Annotated in this window: 19 protein-coding genes; 12 read left to right on the top strand and 7 right to left on the bottom strand. The window is 58.9% G+C overall.

What is annotated here, in order from left to right; genetic code table 11:
- Positions 1–28: 28 nt before the first annotated feature.
- The 4 genes from sdhC to ACZ25R_RS22010 are packed head-to-tail and all read left to right on the top strand — an operon-like array spanning position 29 to position 3468.
- Positions 29–427 (top strand): succinate dehydrogenase, cytochrome b556 subunit, encoded by a 399-nt coding sequence (gene sdhC, locus ACZ25R_RS21995; protein WP_403180065.1) that lies wholly within the window; start codon positions 29–31, stop codon positions 425–427.
- A 13-nt stretch (positions 428–440) separates the two neighbouring features.
- On the top strand, positions 441–824 hold the full coding sequence (sdhD, locus tag ACZ25R_RS22000) for a succinate dehydrogenase, hydrophobic membrane anchor protein (protein ID WP_223613870.1): 384 nt from the start codon (positions 441–443) through the stop codon (positions 822–824).
- 2 nt (positions 825–826) lie between these two features.
- Complete coding sequence (gene sdhA, locus ACZ25R_RS22005) at positions 827–2674, top strand: succinate dehydrogenase flavoprotein subunit (RefSeq protein ID WP_403180070.1); 1848 nt, start codon at positions 827–829, stop codon at positions 2672–2674.
- A gap of 14 nt (positions 2675–2688) precedes the next feature.
- Positions 2689–3468 carry a succinate dehydrogenase iron-sulfur subunit gene (locus ACZ25R_RS22010; RefSeq protein ID WP_105734229.1) on the top strand — a complete coding sequence of 260 codons (780 nt, stop codon included), beginning with the start codon at positions 2689–2691 and terminating at the stop codon, positions 3466–3468.
- 78 nt (positions 3469–3546) lie between these two features.
- Here ACZ25R_RS22010 and ACZ25R_RS22015 read toward each other — a convergent pair whose 3' ends face one another.
- On the bottom strand, positions 3547–3984 hold the full coding sequence (locus ACZ25R_RS22015; RefSeq protein ID WP_472462220.1) for an OsmC family protein: 438 nt from the start codon (positions 3982–3984) through the stop codon (positions 3547–3549).
- 292 nt (positions 3985–4276) lie between these two features.
- Between ACZ25R_RS22015 and ACZ25R_RS22020 the strand changes: the two genes are divergently transcribed.
- Positions 4277–5314, top strand: a complete 1038-nt coding sequence (locus ACZ25R_RS22020) for an aldo/keto reductase (protein ID WP_472462221.1) — start codon at positions 4277–4279, stop codon at positions 5312–5314.
- Between the two features lie 15 nt (positions 5315–5329).
- Here the strand turns inward: ACZ25R_RS22020 and ACZ25R_RS22025 are convergent, their stop codons facing one another.
- Positions 5330–6583: a ubiquinone biosynthesis hydroxylase gene (locus tag ACZ25R_RS22025; RefSeq protein ID WP_472462222.1), complete on the bottom strand. Its 1254-nt coding sequence runs from the start codon at positions 6581–6583 to the stop codon at positions 5330–5332.
- A gap of 121 nt (positions 6584–6704) precedes the next feature.
- Between ACZ25R_RS22025 and tesB the strand changes: the two genes are divergently transcribed.
- The 6 genes from tesB to ACZ25R_RS22055 all read left to right on the top strand — a co-directional run bounded on the left by tesB (position 6705) and on the right by ACZ25R_RS22055 (position 14229).
- Positions 6705–7574: an acyl-CoA thioesterase II gene (gene tesB, locus ACZ25R_RS22030; protein ID WP_472462223.1), complete on the top strand. Its 870-nt coding sequence runs from the start codon at positions 6705–6707 to the stop codon at positions 7572–7574.
- 253 nt (positions 7575–7827) lie between these two features.
- Complete coding sequence (locus ACZ25R_RS22035; protein ID WP_105734234.1) at positions 7828–8166, top strand: P-II family nitrogen regulator; 339 nt, start codon at positions 7828–7830, stop codon at positions 8164–8166.
- A 26-nt stretch (positions 8167–8192) separates the two neighbouring features.
- On the top strand, positions 8193–9569 hold the full coding sequence (locus tag ACZ25R_RS22040) for an ammonium transporter (RefSeq protein WP_472462224.1): 1377 nt from the start codon (positions 8193–8195) through the stop codon (positions 9567–9569).
- A 218-nt stretch (positions 9570–9787) separates the two neighbouring features.
- Positions 9788–12415 carry a DNA translocase FtsK gene (locus tag ACZ25R_RS22045; protein ID WP_472462225.1) on the top strand — a complete coding sequence of 876 codons (2628 nt, stop codon included), beginning with the start codon at positions 9788–9790 and terminating at the stop codon, positions 12413–12415.
- A gap of 210 nt (positions 12416–12625) precedes the next feature.
- The gene (locus tag ACZ25R_RS22050) at positions 12626–13294 is read left to right on the top strand and encodes an outer membrane lipoprotein carrier protein LolA (RefSeq protein ID WP_464661831.1); all 669 of its coding nucleotides are present in this window, start codon (positions 12626–12628) and stop codon (positions 13292–13294) included.
- Between the two features lie 128 nt (positions 13295–13422).
- Positions 13423–14229, top strand: coding sequence for an exodeoxyribonuclease III (locus ACZ25R_RS22055; protein WP_403180097.1), 807 nt, complete (start codon positions 13423–13425; stop codon positions 14227–14229).
- A gap of 15 nt (positions 14230–14244) precedes the next feature.
- On the opposite strand, the gene ACZ25R_RS22060 is transcribed toward ACZ25R_RS22055, so the two are convergent.
- Both ACZ25R_RS22060 and ACZ25R_RS22065 read right to left on the bottom strand, forming a co-directional pair.
- Positions 14245–14703: a cyclic nucleotide-binding domain-containing protein gene (locus ACZ25R_RS22060; protein WP_464661827.1), complete on the bottom strand. Its 459-nt coding sequence runs from the start codon at positions 14701–14703 to the stop codon at positions 14245–14247.
- Positions 14704–14741: 38 nt separating this feature from the next.
- Positions 14742–15425 carry a response regulator transcription factor gene (locus ACZ25R_RS22065; protein ID WP_091879514.1) on the bottom strand — a complete coding sequence of 228 codons (684 nt, stop codon included), beginning with the start codon at positions 15423–15425 and terminating at the stop codon, positions 14742–14744.
- 129 nt (positions 15426–15554) lie between these two features.
- Between ACZ25R_RS22065 and ACZ25R_RS22070 the strand changes: the two genes are divergently transcribed.
- Positions 15555–16088 carry a L,D-transpeptidase family protein gene (locus ACZ25R_RS22070; RefSeq protein WP_472462226.1) on the top strand — a complete coding sequence of 178 codons (534 nt, stop codon included), beginning with the start codon at positions 15555–15557 and terminating at the stop codon, positions 16086–16088.
- Between the two features lie 7 nt (positions 16089–16095).
- Here the strand turns inward: ACZ25R_RS22070 and ACZ25R_RS22075 are convergent, their stop codons facing one another.
- Genes ACZ25R_RS22075 through ACZ25R_RS22085 form a run of 3 tightly spaced genes read right to left on the bottom strand, consistent with a single transcriptional unit; the run spans position 16096 to position 17504 of the window.
- The gene (locus ACZ25R_RS22075) at positions 16096–16767 is read right to left on the bottom strand and encodes a class I SAM-dependent methyltransferase (protein WP_472462227.1); all 672 of its coding nucleotides are present in this window, start codon (positions 16765–16767) and stop codon (positions 16096–16098) included.
- Positions 16768–16776: 9 nt separating this feature from the next.
- On the bottom strand, positions 16777–17205 hold the full coding sequence (locus tag ACZ25R_RS22080; protein WP_105734242.1) for an EVE domain-containing protein: 429 nt from the start codon (positions 17203–17205) through the stop codon (positions 16777–16779).
- A gap of 8 nt (positions 17206–17213) precedes the next feature.
- Positions 17214–17504 carry a YciI-like protein gene (locus tag ACZ25R_RS22085; protein ID WP_346305192.1) on the bottom strand — a complete coding sequence of 97 codons (291 nt, stop codon included), beginning with the start codon at positions 17502–17504 and terminating at the stop codon, positions 17214–17216.
- Positions 17505–17510: the final 6 nt, after the last annotated feature.

Below are 17510 nucleotides of genomic sequence, written 5' to 3' on the forward strand. Positions count from 1 at the left end.
TGGCGCGGCGCTTATCATTGGGGACGCTATGAGCAAGACAAACCTGCATGCAAACCGGCCGCTGTCGCCGCATTTGCAAATCTACAAACCAATTCCCACCATGGTCATGTCCATCGTTCACCGCATCACCGGCGGCGCGCTGTATTTCGGCACGCTGCTGGTTGCCTGGTGGTTGATCGCGACCGCGACCAGTGAGAGCCAGTTCAACATTGTCAGCTGGGTATTCGGTTCATGGATCGGTCTTCTCGTCCTGCTCGGCTACACCTGGGCGCTTGTTCACCACATGATCGGCGGTATTCGCCATCTCATCTGGGATACGGGCCGCGGACTCGACAAGAACACCACCACGAAGATGGCCATCGCCTCGCTCGTTGTCTCCATCGCGTTGACGATCCTGATCTGGATCGCGGCGTTCACGGTTTTGTAAAGGAGGCGGGACAATGAGTGAAATGCGCACACCGCTCAAGAAAGTCCGCGGACTGGGTTCCGCACACGAAGGGACCGAGCATTTCTGGCGCCAGCGGCTGACAGCCGTTGCCAACGTGCCGCTTATGCTGTTTTTCATCGGCCTGATCATTTACCTGCATCGCGCAAGCTATGCGGAAACCCGGGCTGCTCTTTCCCACCCGCTGACCGGGCTGGTGCTGTTGATGGTGATCATTTCGGGTCTCTATCACATGCGCCTCGGCATGCAGGTCATCATCGAAGACTACGTAACCAGCGAAGGCAAGAAGATCGCCTGTCTGATGCTCAATACGTTTTTCACCCTTGTGGTGGGCGTTGCCTGCGTCTTTGCAATCATCAAGCTGAGCTTCGGAGGCTAATCTTGGCAACTACAGACAAGAACGGGACCGCCGGCAAAGACGGCAAGGCCTATACATTCGTTGACCACAAATTCGATGTGGTTGTGGTGGGTGCCGGCGGCGCCGGTCTGCGCGCGACGCTTGGTATGGCCGAGCAAGGCCTGAAGACAGCCTGCATCACCAAGGTTTTCCCGACCCGCTCGCACACCGTTGCGGCACAGGGTGGTATCGCTGCTTCCCTGAGCAATATGGGCCCCGACTCGTGGCAGTGGCACATGTACGATACCGTCAAGGGGTCGGACTGGCTCGGCGATACGGATGCCATGGAATATCTTGCGCGTGAAGCACCGGCTGCGGTCTACGAGCTGGAGCATTACGGCGTGCCGTTCTCGCGCACCGAAGCGGGCAAGATTTACCAGCGGCCCTTCGGCGGCCACATGATGAACTATGGTGATGGTCCGCCCGTCCAGCGCACCTGCGCGGCTGCTGACCGTACCGGCCATGCCATCCTGCATACGCTGTATGGCCAGAGCCTGCGCCACAATGCGCAGTTCTTCATTGAATATTTTGCACTGGATCTCATTCAGGATGCGGACGGCACCATTACCGGTGTGGTCGCCTGGAACCTCGATGATGGCACGATCCATCGTTTTGCCGCCAAGATGGTGGTGCTGGCAACGGGCGGCTACGGCCGGTCCTACTTCTCGGCAACATCCGCCCATACCTGCACCGGTGATGGCGGCGGCATGGTGGCGCGCGCTGGTCTGCCCCTGCAGGATATGGAATTCGTTCAGTTCCATCCAACCGGCATTTACGGTGCCGGCTGCCTGATCACGGAAGGTGCACGCGGCGAAGGCGGCTATCTCGTCAACTCTGAGGGCGAGCGCTTCATGGAGCGCTATGCACCATCGGCCAAGGATCTGGCATCACGCGACGTCGTTTCGCGCTGCATGACCCTGGAAATCCGTGAAGGCCGCGGTGTTGGCAAGAACAAGGATCACATCTTCCTGCATCTCGACCATCTCGATCCGGCTGTGCTGCACGAGCGTCTGCCCGGTATTTCCGAATCGGCCAAGATTTTTGCCGGTGTGGATCTGACCAAGGAACCGATCCCGGTCCTGCCGACGGTTCACTACAACATGGGCGGCATTCCAACCAACTACTGGGGTGAAGCGCTCAATCCGACCAAGGATAATCCAGACCGCATCCAGCCGGGCCTGATGGCTGTCGGCGAAGCGGGCTGTGCTTCGGTGCATGGCGCCAACCGGCTTGGCTCGAACTCGCTGATCGATCTCGTGGTCTTCGGCCGGGCGGCGGCCATTCGTGCCGGTCAGGTTATCGATCGCAATGCCAAGATCCCGACGATAAACGAGGCATCGGTTGAGAAGATCATGGAGCGCTTCGACCGCCTGCGTCATGCCAATGGCAGCACGCCGACGGCGGTCCTGCGTGAAAAGATGCAGAAGACAATGCAGGAGGACGCTGCGGTGTTCCGCACGTCGGAATCGCTGAAGTCAGGCGTCGAGCGCATGGAGAAAATCTGGAGCGAACTGCCTGATATCAAGGTCACGGACCGCTCGATGATCTGGAATTCCGACCTGGTGGAAACGCTGGAACTGGAAAACCTGATGGCCAATGCGCTGACCACGGTGGTTGCCGCCGAAGCGCGCAAGGAAAGCCGTGGTGCCCACGCCCATGAGGATTTCCCCAACCGCGACGATATCAACTGGCGCAAGCACAGCCTTGCCTGGCTCTCGCCCGAGGGTGAGGTCAAGCTCGACTACCGTCCCGTTCACCTTGACCCGCTCGTCAAGGAAGAGGACGGCGGCATCAGCCTCGCTAAGATCGCGCCGAAAGCGCGTGTGTACTAAGGGATCAGAGCATCATGGTTGAACTTGCACTTCCCAAGAACTCGAAGATGCGTCCCGGCAAGACCTGGGACCGCCCGCAGGGTGCCAACAATCTTCGGGAATACCGCATCTATCGCTGGTCGCCCGATGATGGCGAGAATCCGCGGATCGATACATATTACGTCGATCTCGACGATTGCGGCCCGATGGTTCTCGATGGCCTTTTGTGGATCAAGAACAAGATCGATCCGACGTTGACACTGCGCCGCTCCTGCCGCGAAGGCATTTGTGGCTCCTGCGCGATGAACATCGACGGAACCAACACGCTCGCCTGCACCAAGGGCATGGACGAGATCAAGGGCGCGGTCAAAATCTATCCCTTGCCGCATCTTCCCGTGGTCAAGGACCTGGTGCCGGACTTGTCGAATTTCTATGCCCAGCATCGTTCGATCGAACCATGGCTCAAGACGGTTTCGCCGGAGCCGGCAAAGGAATGGCTGCAAAGTCACGATGATCGCGCCAAGCTTGACGGGCTCTATGAGTGCATCCTGTGCGCCTGCTGCTCGACATCCTGCCCGAGCTATTGGTGGAATGGCGATCGCTATCTCGGACCGGCGGTTCTGCTGCAGGCCTATCGCTGGCTGATCGACAGCCGCGACGAGGCAACGGGTGAACGTCTCGACAATCTGGAAGACCCCTTCCGGCTCTATCGCTGCCACACGATCATGAATTGCGCACAGACCTGCCCGAAGGGATTGAACCCCGCCAAGGCAATCGCCGAGATCAAGAAGATGATGGTCGAACGCCGGGTCTAGGCGATTGGTCACGCAAGATGATTGCATAAAAACGGGCGCTTCGAGCGCCCGTTTTGTTTGGCACGTTTGACGTATTGCTCAGGCCAGTTTTGCGTCGAGTGTGACCTGAATGGCGCCGAGTGCCTTTGACAGCGGGCAGGACGCCTTTGCCTGTTCGGCCAGTTTTGAAAAAGTCGCGGCGTCGATACCGGGCACATCGCCAATGAGCGTGAGGGCACTTTTGGTGATTTCGAAACCGCCACCAGCAGCCGGGTTGATGCTGACGGTTGCCTTGGCATCGAGTTTCGCGGCCGGTGTGCCGTTCTCAGCCAGGAAATGCGAAAGCTGCATGGCGAAGCAACCGGCGTGGGCGGCGGCGAGAAGTTCCTCCGGATTGGTGCCCGCTGTGCCGCTTGTATCCTCGAAACGGGCCTTGAAATTATAGGGAAGCCCCTTCAGTGCACCGCTTTGCGTATCAAGGGTACCAGCACCATCTTTCAAGGCGCCCTTCCAGATTGCAGTTGCCTGTCTGTCCATTGAACACTCTCCCTCGGTTGATTGATTAGGTTAAGACTGCTTGCATCCTGTCCGTAACGCCGCAGGGTTGCAGCAGTTCCGCATCATAGGCCCGGCGGCGGAATTTGCCAGAATTGATCGTTTTGTCGTGCTGTCTGCGAAACGATATGGAAAAGCGGGATTTGATTGCTATGGTGGCGAGGTCCACTGGCGCCGCTCAAACCTCCCTTGCTGCGGCCAGTGTGTCCGAAAGCTGCAGCAGAAGCTCGGCTTCGAAATCGAACATTCGTGAATTCAAAACAGGAAAATCCCCGTGAAACTGAAAAAGCTTGGCCGGACGGATATTGACGTCACGGAAATTTGCCTTGGTACCATGACCTGGGGCGTGCAGAACACCGAAGCGGATGCCCATGCGCAGATCGATCATGCGCTGGAAGCCGGAATCAACTTCATGGATACGGCCGAGATCTATGCGGTTCCGCCGACCGCTGAAACCTATGGCAAGACCGAAACCTATATCGGCAATTGGTTTGAGAAGACCGGCAAGCGCGACCGCTTCGTGCTGGCGACGAAAATTGCCGGCGGCGGACGCAACAGCTGGATCCGCGGCGGCAGCCTGATGAGCAAGACCACCATCGCGGAAGCGGTTGAAGGCAGTCTGAAACGTCTGCGGACGGACTATATCGACCTTTACCAGGTGCATTGGCCGGTTCGCGGGCATTACCATTTCGGCAATGGCTGGGAATATACGCCGCATCAGCAGAATCGGGCCGAGGTGGTTCAACAGATCGAGGAAGCGCTCGATGGCCTTGGTGACATGGTGAAGGCGGGCAAGATCCGCCATATCGGCCTTTCCAATGAAACGGCCTGGGGGATTGCGCAATGGCTGAAGCTGGCCGAGCGCAACGACCTGCCGCGCATTGTCTCGGTTCAGAATGAATACAGCCTCCTGCAGCGGGCATTCGACCTGGATCTTGCGGAAGTCAGCCACCATGAAGACGTCGGGCTCCTTGCCTATTCATCCCTGGCCTCAGGTGTCCTGACCGGCAAGTATCTGGATGGAAAGGTACCGGCGGGAACCCGCGGTGCGCTGCAGGATCTTTGGCGGAACAACGTGCATGCCGATCCGGCCGTCAGGGCCTATATTGCGCTTGCGCACAAGCACGGTCTTGATGTTGCGCAACTCGCGATTGCCTTTGCATTGAGCCGGCCGTTCGTCACGTCGGTCATCATCGGTGCAACATCGCTTGAACAGCTGAAGACCGATATCGGTGCTGCGGATGTAACGCTGACGCCGGACATCCTTGGTGAAATCCAGGCTATCCATCGCACCTATCCCCGCCCGCTCTGAGCGGGGAAAGCTGCTTCAGATCGGTTGACCCTGAAGCAGCTTCGGCGATGTGGTCGACAATCCCGCGGCTTGACGGATGAAAAATCCTTTGAGCCGCGGCATGCGCTCGACAAGGCCCAGCCCAAAGTCGCGCAGGGCCCGCACCGGCACATTATCGTTGGAGAACAAACGGTTGAGGACGTCGGTGGTCACGCCCATCTGTACCGTGTCGAACCGGCGCCAGGTCTGGTAGCGCTCGAGCACCGCGATGGAGCCGATGTCGAGACCGAGGCGGTCGGCATCGACAATGGTCTCGGCGATCGCCGCTGCGTCCTTGAAGCCAAGATTGAGGCCCTGACCGGCAATGGGATGGATGCCATGGGCCGCATCGCCGATGAGCGCAAAGCGCGGTTTGACGAAATCGCGTGCCAGTGTCAGGCCAAGCGGGAAGGCCTTGCGCGGTCCTTCGATCCGCAATTCTCCCAGTTTCAAGCCAAAACGCTGTTCGAGCTCGGCTTCGAACACGAAATCATCTTCCCTGATCAACCGCTCCGCGTCCGCAGTGCGCTCGGTCCAGACAAGCGAGGAACGGTTGCCGCTGAGTGGCAGAATGGCAAACGGGCCCGCGGGGAGAAAATGCTCTTCCGCGCGACCGTTATGCGGCCGTGCATGGGCGACCGTGCAGACGATACCCGACTGGCCGTATTCCCAGTTCACGGTTTTGATGCCCGCCATATCGCGCAGCCGCGATTTGACGCCGTCGGCCGCGAGCAGCAGGCGCGTGCGCAGCGTCTTGTCATCGCCGTAACGCACCGTGAGATGCACGTCGCCATTGTCAAAGCCATGGACGGGCGTTCCCTCGACAAAGGTGACGCCGATCTGTTCAGCTTTCGAACGCAAGGCAGCGTTGAGGTCGCGGTTTTCCACCATATGGGCGAAGGGTTCACCAGGCTCGACTTCGCCATTGAAGGTCAGGAAGACCGGGCGGACCGGATCGGAGGTGCGCGAATCCGTGACGATCATCTCGTTGATCGGTTGTGCCTTCGGCAGGATTTCCTCCCAGCAGCCGAGCCGGTCGAGCATGCGGCTCGCAGCGGCGGCGATGGCCGAGGCGCGGGTGTCTTTGCGCCAGACACCGGCCGGCGCCGCGTCGATCACCGTGACAGCCAGGTGCGGCGCAGAGGATTTGAGTGCAACGGCGGTCGCCATGCCGACATAGCCGGCGCCCGCAATCACGATATCGGTGGTGCCAGGGACTTCTGATCTGTGTGTGCGGGTTCTTTCAGCCATGATTGCCTCCGGTTTCCCTTTGCTCTTGCGCCGACGTGGCGCTTGACTTGTTCACCTGTTCCTGTTGCAAGCGGATTCAGGCACTATTATGCCGACCGTACGAACAGGAGTCGCGCCCGTCATGTCTGATGCCATGAAAGAGCTTTTGTCCATACTCGACCTTGAGACACTTGAACACAACCTGTTTCGAGGTCGCAGTCCGCAGGTCGGCTGGCAGCGGGTGTTTGGCGGGCAGGTTATCGGTCAGGCTTTGGTGGCGGCGCAGCGCACGGTCGATCCCGAGCGTCACGTCCACTCCCTGCACAGCTATTTCATGCGTGCGGGCGATCCGAAAGTGCCGATTATCTACGAGGTGGATCGCATCCGCGACGGCGCGAGTTTCACCACCCGGCGCGTGGTGGCGATCCAGCACGGGCATGCGATTTTTTCGCTGGAGGCCTCATTCCAGATCGAGGAAAAAGGACTTGAGCACCAAAAGCCGATACCCCTCGATGTTCTCGCGCCGGAAAAGCTGATGAGCGACAAGGACCTCAAGGAGCAGTATCTGCAGAATGCGCCAGCCAATGTGCGCAAATATTGGGAGCAGGACCGTCCCATCGAGATGAAGCCGCTGTCCCTGACCCATTACTTCACGCGGGAAAAGCTGCCGCCGGAGCAGAACGTCTGGATCAGGACAACGGGCCCGGTTCCGGATGACCGTGCCCTGCAGGCGGCGGTTCTGGCCTATCTCTCGGATATGACATTGCTGGATACCTCGCTCTATGCCCATGGCCGCTCGATTTTCGATAAAGATTTGCAGGTCGCGAGCCTCGATCACGCCATGTGGTTCCACCGCCCCTTCAATTTCGATGATTGGCTGCTTTATACGGCAGACAGCCCGAGCGCTGCCGGTGCCCGTGGCTTCAATCGGGGCGCCTTGTACAGCCGCGATGGCACGCTGATTGCCTCGACGGCCCAGGAAGGCCTAATTCGTGTGCATCCGGTCGAGTGAAAATCGACCACGCAGATTGAAATGCCTAATTTTTAGGCATGTTGCCGGATAATGTATTGTGCACTGCCAAATTGATAAAAATATCCATATATAATCAATGACTTAGTATTATTCTTCGAGTCTGGCACGGAACTTGAATACTCCTCACCAGTCGCCAAGGGCCATCAAGGCTTAGGGGATGGGTTCAACGCGGGTTGCTGCCGTTCAGGTAATTCCACCTGAGGGGTGCCGCGCTAGCGCAGGGGTATAGTCAATGAAAATTGTGATGGCCATCATCAAGCCGTTCAAGCTGGACGAAGTGCGCGAAGCACTTACCGCTGTCGGCATCCAGGGCCTGACCGTCACCGAGGTGAAGGGTTATGGCCGCCAGAAAGGACACACCGAGATTTATCGTGGCGCGGAATATGCCGTCAGCTTCCTTCCCAAACTGAAAGTGGAAGTGGCTGTCGCGTCAGAGCTCGTCGACACCGCCGTTGAAGCCATCACCACGGCCGCCAAAACCGGCCAGATCGGTGACGGGAAGATTTTCGTTCTCAGCATTGATCAGGCCGTCCGTATCCGTACGGGCGAAACTGACACCGATGCGCTTTGAGTCATTTGGGGTTTAAGGAGAAAATAATGAAAATTCCAACCAGTCTGACATCCGCGGTGCGCAGTACCCTTCTGGGTTCGCTGGCGCTGACCGCATTCGGTTCGCTGGCCGCACTCGCTCAGGAAGCGGCGCCTGCGGTAGCGGATGCCGCCGCAGCCGCTGCGCCGACTGTCAACAAAGGGGATACCGCCTGGATGATGATCTCCAGCGTCCTCGTCCTGTTCATGATCGTTCCGGGCCTTGCCCTGTTCTATGGCGGTCTCGTCCGTGCGAAGAACGTGCTTTCCGTCCTGATGCAGTGCACCGGCATTGCTGCCGTCGTCATGATCATCTGGGTTTTCTACGGTTACTCCTTCGCCTTCGGCGGCGGCACAAGCCCTTACTGGGGCGGTCTTGGCAAGGTCTTCCTTTCCGGCGTGACGCCGGCTTCGGTTGCCGCAACTTTCACCAAAGGCGTTGGTATTCCCGAGTATGTGTTCATCTGCTTCCAGATGACCTTTGCCGCCATTACGCCGGCACTGATCATCGGTGCTTTTGCCGAACGCATCAAATTCTCGGCAACGATCCTGTTTGTCATTCTCTGGGTCACGTTCGTCTACTTCCCGATCGCCCATATGGTCTGGGATTCCAATGGCCTGATCTATGGCTGGGGCGCGCTTGATTTTGCCGGCGGCACCGTCGTTCACATCAATGCCGGTATTGCTGGTCTCGTTGGTGCTCTCGTCATCGGCAAGCGTGCCGGTCTTGGCCGCGACATGATGGCGCCGCACTCCATGCCGCTCACCATGATCGGTGCCTCGATCCTGTGGGTCGGCTGGTTCGGCTTCAACGCCGGTTCGGCTCTCGAGGCCAACGGCATTGCGACGCTGGCGATGATCAACACCTTCACGGCAACGGCCGGTGCGATTGTTGCATGGGTTGTGATCGAAGCGCTCGCCCGCAAGACGGCTTCGATGCTGGGTGCCGCATCCGGCGTTGTTGCCGGTCTGGTTGCAGTAACGCCTGCTGCCGGAACCATCGGTCCGGTCGGCGCCATCCTCCTTGGCGCCATTGCCAGCATCATCTGCTACTACATGGTGGCCGTGGTGAAGCCGAGGCTCGGCTATGACGACAGCCTCGATGTCTTCGGCGTGCATGGGATTGGCGGTATCATCGGCGCCATCGGCACCGGCTTCTTCACCAGCACGGCGCTTGGCGGCGTCGGTTATGCGGAAGGCGTCACCATGGGCGCGCAGGTGTTCGTGCAGATCAAGGCCGTGCTTGTCACGCTGGTCTGGAGCGGCATCGGTTCGCTGATCCTCTACAAGATCGTCGATGTCGTTGTTGGCCTGCGTCCGACCGCTGAAGCCGAATCCATCGGTCTCGACCTCACCTCCCATGGTGAAGCGGCCTACCACAATTAATGGGCGGCTTTTGACAGGAACTGAAAAGGGCCCGGTTTTCCGGGCCTTTTTTGTTGCGGCAGGCAAGCTTGTCGAAGCCGGGATGGCAGCTCCGCCAATGTAATTTCGCTCGGGCTCGCCATGGTTAATGCCCCCTTAACCATCCGCGCCGTAACGTGGGAATCGAATCTGCGGTTACTCACGACCGCCGTGCGTGCGTTTACTTAGGGCGAGATTTCATGCGTCAAGGATATTCAGCCTCCTATGCGATCGAAGAAAACCGGCACGGGTTGACGACCCTTTTCCGCAGACAGATCCAGATTGTCTGGGGATTGGCGCTGTTTTGTTTCGTTGCCTTTGCCATTGGCAGCCTTGCGACATGGAACGTGATCGATCCGAGCTTCAGCCACGCCACTTCCAATCCGGTTCGCAATGCCCTTGGCTATGCCGGCGCGGTCTTTGCCGACCTCGGCATGCAGTTCTTCGGCCTTTCGACGGTTGTCGCGCTCATGCCGGCCCTATTCTGGGGTGGTCTGATGCTGACCGGCCGTGGCGTCGACCGTTTGCCGCGGCGGGCGATTGCCTGGTTCGGCGCATCGCTGATGGCGGCGGCCATTGCCGGCTGCTTCACCATTCCCGCAAGCTGGCCGATGCCCATCGGGCTGGGCGGTGTTTTTGGCGACATGGTTCTCAAAATCCCGGCGATCTTCACCGGAACATTCCCGCGTGGCGGTCTGGCCATGATCCTGGTCGCCGTTCTCGCTTTGCCGACGCTGTGGGTGTTCGGCTTTGCCAGCGGGCTCACCTATCGCGACAGCGAGCCGGTCGTCGCCAAGAAGTCCGGCCGTCACGTGGCGCAGGAAGAGGACTTTGACGACGAGGACGAGGATGACGAGGAAAGCGAAGGCGGCCGTTGGCTGGCGCTCGGCGCATTGACCCACTGGTTCCTCAGCATCAAGGCTCTCTTCCGCCGTCTGTTCGGGCGCAGCGCCGGGCTTTACAGCAGTGCGCGCAGTGCGGCGGCACGGCACAATGATGATGATCTCTTCGCCGATGCTCCAACGGCAGGGCAGAACGGGGCACGCCGCGAGCCAGGTTTTTATGACGAAGCGCCACGCATTGAAGCGCCGTCAATCGACATCGGCAATGACGGTTTCGGTCACGAACCCGATGACTACGATCCGATCGCTTTCAGCGAAGACGATGAGGTGGACGATTGGGCGCCGCAGGCAGCGCCCGCGCGCCCGACAGCAATACCCGGCGGCAAGGCGCGGATCGCCACGCCAGCCCCGGCGCCCCGGACCGGCGCGCGCGTGCAGCGCGAAGCCCAGACATCCCTGATCAAATCCGACGAATTTGAAATGCCACCGCTGCATTTCCTCAGCGAACCGAAGAACGTGGTTCGCAACCCAAGCCTTTCGAAGGAAGCGCTTGAGCAGAATGCGCGGCTGCTGGAAGGTGTGCTTGAAGATTTTGGCGTCAGGGGTGAAATCATCCATGTACGTCCCGGTCCCGTCGTAACGCTGTATGAGCTGGAACCGGCTCCGGGCATCAAGTCGTCGCGCGTCATCACGCTGGCCGATGACATTGCCCGCTCGATGAGTGCCATTGCAGCGCGTGTTGCCGTCGTGCCGGGCCGCAATGCCATCGGTATCGAACTGCCGAACCAGACCCGCGAAATGGTTTTTCTGCGGGAATTGCTGGCCAGCCGGGATTTTGAGCAGACCAAGACCAAGCTGGCGCTGGCGCTGGGCAAGACCATCAATGGCGAGGCGGTCATCGCCGATCTGGCGAAGATGCCGCATCTGCTCGTTGCAGGCACCACCGGCTCGGGTAAATCCGTTGCCATCAACACCATGATCCTGTCGCTGCTTTACCGCATGACCCCGGAACAGTGCCGCCTGATCATGATCGATCCGAAGATGCTAGAACTGTCGATCTATGACGGCATTCCGCATCTGCTCACGCCCGTCGTGACCGATCCGAAGAAGGCCGTCGTAGCGCTGAAATGGACCGTCAAGGAGATGGAAGACCGCTACCGCAAGATGTCCAAGGTCGGCGTGCGCAACATCGACGGCTTCAACCAGCGGGTTGAACAGGCGCAGAAGAAGGGCGAGCGGATTGCCCGGACCGTGCAGACCGGCTTCGACCGGGCAACGGGCGAGGCGGTCTACGAGACGGAAGAGCTCGATTTGCAGCCCATGCCCTATATCGTCGTGATCATCGATGAGATGGCCGATCTGATGATGGTGGCCGGCAAGGACATCGAAGGTGCGGTGCAGCGTCTGGCGCAAATGGCGCGTGCAGCCGGTATTCACGTGATCATGGCGACACAGCGTCCGTCGGTCGACGTCATTACCGGCACGATCAAGGCGAACTTTCCGACCCGCATTTCCTTCCAGGTCACCTCCAAGATCGATTCGCGCACCATTCTGGGTGAGCAGGGCGGCGAACAGCTGCTCGGCATGGGCGACATGCTCTACATGGCGGGCGGCGGGCGTATCCAGCGCGTGCACGGACCGTTTGTCGGTGACGACGAAGTGGAAAAGATCGTCAATCATCTGAAACTGCAGGGCGTCCCCGAATATCTCGATGCGATCACGGAAGAGGACGACGAAGACGATATGGGCGGTGGCCCGGCCGGGACATCCAATCTTGAAGATTCGGATGATCCTTACGATCAGGCTGTTGCCGTGGTGCTGCGCGACAAGAAGGCGTCCACCAGTTACATCCAGCGCCGCCTTGGCATCGGTTACAACAGGGCGGCCTCGATCATCGAGCGCATGGAGCAGGAGGGCATCGTCGGCCCTGCCAACCATGCGGGCAAGCGCGACATTCTCGTGCCGACACAGGACGATGATTTTTAAGCGCCGTTACGTAGCATTTTCGCCGGCGCGTCCTGTAACGGACGCAATGAATGACTACATAACGGCATGATGCAGCGTTACGTAACCGACGTGTATGTCGATGCGTCACGAATTTGAGGAACAAGTTGCGGTTTCCCGCCGTTTCTCGGCCATAGTCAGGTCAAACTGACCGGGTATACAGCAAGAGAATAAGACAGGAGACATAACACCATGACAACGACCAAAGCTTCGTTTCGCACGATTGGCACCTTTGCCCGGACATGTGCTGCGGCTTCCGTGGTTGGCATGGGGCTGCTTCTTGGCGCGACTGGCATTTCCGGACAGGCAAACGCTCAGGCGGCACCTGCCGCCATCAATGGCGCCCAGCAGATCGCCAACCAGTTTTCCAGCGTGAAGACGATGACCGGTGACTTTGTTCAGTTCGGTCCGCGCGGCGAACAAACCGAAGGCACGTTTTACATCGAGCGTCCGGGCAAGATTCGCTTCACCTACAACAAGCCATCGCCGATCCGTGTCATTTCCGATGGTGAATCCGTCGTGATCAACAACCGCAAGCTCGACACGTGGGATCTCTATCCCCTGTCGAAGACACCGTTGAAGCTGCTCCTCGCCGACCAGATCGACCTGACCGGCGACCGGGTGAAATCCGTGAAGGAAGAGCCCGACATGACCACGATCGTCCTCGGCGACAAATCTGTCTTCGGCAACTCGACCATCAAGATGATGTTCGATCCGAAGACCTATGAGCTGCGCCAGTGGACGATCACCGATGCGCAGGGTCTTGATACGACGGTCATGATCACCAATGTCCGCAAGGACGTGAAGTTCGCCAAGGACATGTTCACAATTGACTACACGCGCATCGCCATGAAGCGCTGACCTATTCATCGTTCCCAGGGCCGCATCGTTGCACCAATCGCGTGTGGACGAGCGGCCTTTCGATTTTCAATCGCAGCAGAGATGGTCTAGTCTCGCGTCAATCCATTCTATCGCGAGATTCCTCCCCCATGCCTTTCTCCGTTGCCACCTGGAACATCAATTCCGTGCGCCTGCGTCTTGATCTGGTCCTGCAATTCCTGCGGGATCACCAGCCGGACGTTCTGTGTCTGCAGGAGACGAAATGTCCCGATGATCTCTTTCCGCGCGAGGCCTTCCATATGGCCGGCTATGAACATATCGAGATCAGCGGCCAGAAGGGATATCACGGCGTTGCCACGCTCTCACGCCGGCCGTTGTCGGAGCCGGCGCGGGTGGGTTTCTGCAACATTGCCGATTGCCGTCATCTGAGCACGATTGTCACGGCCGGATCGAAGCGGCTGCGCATCCATAATTTCTACGTGCCTGCGGGCGGTGACGAACCGGATCCGGTCATCAATCCGAAATTCGCGCACAAGCTCGGCTTTCTCGAAGAAATGAAGGCGATGAATGCCGTTTATGGCGATGGCCATGCCTCGTTGCTCGTGGGTGATCTGAATATTGCACCGCTCGAAACCGACGTGTGGTCGCACAAGCAACTGCTGAAAGTGGTCAGCCATACGCCGATCGAGACGGAAACCTTCGAGGCCCTGCGCAAGAACGGCGGCTGGAGCGATCTGATGCGCCATTACATTCCGCCGCACGAAAAGATCTATACGTGGTGGAGCTACCGCGCCGCTGATTGGGCTGCGGCTGATCGCGGTCGCCGTCTCGATCATATCTGGGGGTCACCGGATCTGGAAAATGATCTTGCCAGCATCACCGTCCTGCGCGAAGCGCGCGGCTGGGACCGTCCGTCCGATCACGTGCCGGTCATTGCCCGGTTCAATCTGGACTAAAGATCGCTTGGGCCGTTACTGGCTGCCGAACAGATGCTCATATCGGCTGATTGCCGCGATCATCTCGCTCAAGTCTGCGGAAATCTGGGTATGGAGTGCGGCGGCAATCTCCGGGTACTCCTCAAGAATACGCCGGAACAGCGAGCGATTGAGCCGGATGACTTCGGTTTCCGTGTCCGCCATGGCGCTGGTGAGGCGCTTGGTCTGGGCAATGATCGCCATTTCGCCGAGAACCGCGCCGGGGCCCACACTCTTGAGCACGACACGCCCGGACTGGCCTTCGCGAAACAGCGAAATGGTTCCCCGGTCGATCACATAGGCGCAATCGGCGGACTGGCCTTCGCGGTAGAGTTCGCGGCCTTCCCTCAGGACGAGGCGCTCTGTCCCAAAGGCAAGCAGACGCAACTGGTCGCGGGTGAATGTCCCGAACAGTCCCACTGTTTCCAGAATGCGAATATCATCTTCAATTGCCATGTAAGAACAGACATATACCTAGATTGACCTGATCGGCATCAAGGAATGAGTTTGTATCCCCCGCTTTCGGTAACAAGTATGCTTGAATTCGACGGGTCGTGCTCGATTTTTTGTCGCAACCGGTAGACGTGGGTCTCCAGCGTGTGGGTCGTCACGCCGGAATTATAGCCCCAGACCTCTTCCAGCAGCACATCACGGGTGATGACCTTGCCGCCGGCACGGTAAAGATACTTGATAATCGCGACTTCTTTTTCCGTCAGCCTGATCTTGCCGCCCTTGGCGTCGATCAGCATTTTCTGGCCGGGTTTGAACGTGTACGGGCCGACAACAAAGGTCGCGTCCTCGCTCTGTTCATGCTGGCGCAATTGCGCGCGGATGCGTGCCAGCAGCACGGCAAAGCGGAATGGCTTGGTGACATAGTCGTTGGCGCCTGATTCGAGGCCGAGAATCGTATCCGAATCAGTGTCGTGGCCCGTGAGCATGATCACGGGTGCCTTGAAGCCGCCTTTGCGCAGAAGCTTGACCGCTTCCCGCCCGTCCATGTCGGGAAGGCCCACGTCCATGATCAGGAGATCGACGACGCCATTGCGCGCGGACTGGATACCCTTGGTCGCATTGTCTTCCTCGATGATCTGGAACTCTTCATAGAGGCTCAGCTGCTCGACCAGGATGGCGCGAAGATCAGTATCATCATCGACGATAAGAATGGTGCGTGCTGTCATATGGTTTCCCGCCCGTGCAAAGAAGTGGTTGGAATTTAAGTCGAATTGTTCCGGAAAGAAAGAGGACTGGCTTGATATTGCTTATGCGGCGCATCAGTCTGACATAAAAATGCTTTTTATGAGGCAAGCATGAGTCGCACTGCGTTGAAAATGATCGATGTTCGCCGCAAACCCGGCCACCGCAGCCGGGGGCAATTGATTGCTGGCCAGATGGTTTTGCATTGCGCCCTGGGAAAGGGCGGGATCACCGCTTTCAAACGCGAGGGCGACGGGGGAACGCCATTGGCGCGCATGCGGCTGCTCTACGGCTTCAAACGCCCAGACAAACGGGTGATCGCGCCGACTGGCCTCAACTTGCACGCATTGCGCCGCACCGACGGCTGGTGCGAGGTGGGTGATGACCGCAATTACAATCGCAAGGTACGCATTCCCTACGACGCCAGCCATGAAACCATGTGGCGCAAGGACGATCTCTATGATGTCTGCATCGTCATGGACTGGAACATCAGGCCAAGGCGGCGTTCCGGCGGGAGTGCCATCTTCTTTCATCTGGCGCGGCCCGGCTATACCCATACGGAAGGCTGCATCGCCCTGAATCGACGGGATATGGACCGGTTGCTGCCATTTCTGTCACCGGAAACGGTTATCCGGGTCTTGCGCTAGAGCCCTGCTAGCGGCGGAATCGCCAGACAGTGGTGCGTTTCACTTCTGAATCTTCGAGGATGCGCGTGACCGGCACCGCATAGACCGCCAGTTCTTCCAGCAGGTTTTTCGGGAAATATGAGCGGCCGGGATCGCCGACAATCACGGTCGCCCCGCGCGCGGCGAGCGCGGTGAACCATGGGACGAGCCGGTCCGCCAGCGGCTTTTCATAGAAGACGTCGCCGGCCAGGACGACGTCCCAATCATGGTCCGTTTCGATCAGGTCGTGAATGAGGGTTTCGACCGCGACGCCGTTGGCATCGGCGTTGAGAAGGATGGCCGGGCGGGTAAAGGGGTCGATGTCGCAGGAGGTGACACGTGCCGCTCCGGCCATTGCAGCGGCGATGCCGACAAGACCGGAACCGGAAGCGAAATCGAGAACGGTCCTGTTCTTCACCGTGTCAGGATGATCGAGGACGTAACGTGCAACGCCCTGGCCGCCAGCCCAGGCAAACGCCCAGAAGGGTGGCGGCAGGCCAATGGTCGCCAGTTCCTCCTCCGTCTTGTGCCAGAGATCATGGGCTTCATCGGCCAGATACAGGTTTATCTCCGGCACATGCGGCGGCGCCTGCAGCGTGGTGTTCGCCCGAACAAAGCGCCGGTAGCGTTCGCTGTTGGGATCAAGCGCCTGCTCATCCATGACGGGCGATCATTGGGGCGCGGGAACAAGCCCGGCCATACGGCAGACTTCCTCCCATTCGTCCGGAGTGACCGGCTGCACGGAAAGGCGCATCGAGGTGACGAGGGCCATTTTTTCCAGCTTGGGGTTTGCCTTGACGTCCTTGAGCGTCACCGGTTTCGGCACGTCCCTAACCGCACGGATGTCAACGCACTCCCAGCGGGGATCGTCCGTGGTCGAATCATGATGCACCAGCGCGCAGACCTCGACGATGCCGACGACTTCGAGACCTTCATTGGAATGGTAGAAGAAACCCTTATCGCCCAATTGCATGGCGCGCATATTGTTGCGCGCGAGATAATTGCGCACGCCGGTCCATTCGGTACCCTTGGCGCCCGCTTCCTTCTGTTTCTCCCAGGACCATGCATCGGGTTCGGATTTGAAAAGCCAGAATGCCATGTTTGAACCTATTTGCTGTCTGGATTCTTGATAGCCCAATTCCATGGGCGGATATCGACCGATGCAAACAGACCAGCCTTGGCATAGGGGTCGTTTGCGGCGATTTCCCGGGCACCGGCGACATCAGAAGCTTCGATTACAACCAGACTGCCGTTGGGCTTGGAATCGTCCCCGAGGAAGGGCCCCGCGAATTTCAGGCGGTCGCCAAGACCATTGAGATAGTCAAGATGCGCGGCGCGGGTATCGAGACGCACCTGCAGATGGCCGGGCTTGTCGTTGCAAAGTAGAGCGTAGAGCATTCGGTT

This window comes from Phyllobacterium sp. RCAM01083 (assembly GCF_055685835.1).

What these genes read in the sequence shown, in the direction of transcription:
- ACZ25R_RS22025 (WP_472462222.1), bottom strand. Translation starts at nt 6,583, where the DNA reads ATGGCTGAAAGAACCCGCACACACAGATCAGAAGTCCCTGGCACCACC.
- ACZ25R_RS22015 (WP_472462220.1), bottom strand. Translation starts at nt 3,984, where the DNA reads ATGGACAGACAGGCAACTGCAATCTGGAAGGGCGCCTTGAAAGATGGT.
- ACZ25R_RS22065 (WP_091879514.1), bottom strand. Translation starts at nt 15,425, where the DNA reads ATGACAGCACGCACCATTCTTATCGTCGATGATGATACTGATCTTCGC.
- ACZ25R_RS22060 (WP_464661827.1), bottom strand. Translation starts at nt 14,703, where the DNA reads ATGGCAATTGAAGATGATATTCGCATTCTGGAAACAGTGGGACTGTTC.
- tesB (WP_472462223.1), top strand. Translation starts at nt 6,705, where the DNA reads ATGTCTGATGCCATGAAAGAGCTTTTGTCCATACTCGACCTTGAGACA.
- ACZ25R_RS22055 (WP_403180097.1), top strand. Translation starts at nt 13,423, where the DNA reads ATGCCTTTCTCCGTTGCCACCTGGAACATCAATTCCGTGCGCCTGCGT.
- ACZ25R_RS22085 (WP_346305192.1), bottom strand. Translation starts at nt 17,504, where the DNA reads ATGCTCTACGCTCTACTTTGCAACGACAAGCCCGGCCATCTGCAGGTG.
- ACZ25R_RS22035 (WP_105734234.1), top strand. Translation starts at nt 7,828, where the DNA reads ATGAAAATTGTGATGGCCATCATCAAGCCGTTCAAGCTGGACGAAGTG.
- ACZ25R_RS22045 (WP_472462225.1), top strand. Translation starts at nt 9,788, where the DNA reads ATGCGTCAAGGATATTCAGCCTCCTATGCGATCGAAGAAAACCGGCAC.
- ACZ25R_RS22075 (WP_472462227.1), bottom strand. Translation starts at nt 16,767, where the DNA reads ATGGATGAGCAGGCGCTTGATCCCAACAGCGAACGCTACCGGCGCTTT.
- ACZ25R_RS22040 (WP_472462224.1), top strand. Translation starts at nt 8,193, where the DNA reads ATGAAAATTCCAACCAGTCTGACATCCGCGGTGCGCAGTACCCTTCTG.
- ACZ25R_RS22050 (WP_464661831.1), top strand. Translation starts at nt 12,626, where the DNA reads ATGACAACGACCAAAGCTTCGTTTCGCACGATTGGCACCTTTGCCCGG.
- ACZ25R_RS22080 (WP_105734242.1), bottom strand. Translation starts at nt 17,205, where the DNA reads ATGGCATTCTGGCTTTTCAAATCCGAACCCGATGCATGGTCCTGGGAG.
- sdhD (WP_223613870.1), top strand. Translation starts at nt 441, where the DNA reads ATGAGTGAAATGCGCACACCGCTCAAGAAAGTCCGCGGACTGGGTTCC.
- sdhC (WP_403180065.1), top strand. Translation starts at nt 29, where the DNA reads ATGAGCAAGACAAACCTGCATGCAAACCGGCCGCTGTCGCCGCATTTG.
- ACZ25R_RS22070 (WP_472462226.1), top strand. Translation starts at nt 15,555, where the DNA reads ATGAGTCGCACTGCGTTGAAAATGATCGATGTTCGCCGCAAACCCGGC.
- ACZ25R_RS22010 (WP_105734229.1), top strand. Translation starts at nt 2,689, where the DNA reads ATGGTTGAACTTGCACTTCCCAAGAACTCGAAGATGCGTCCCGGCAAG.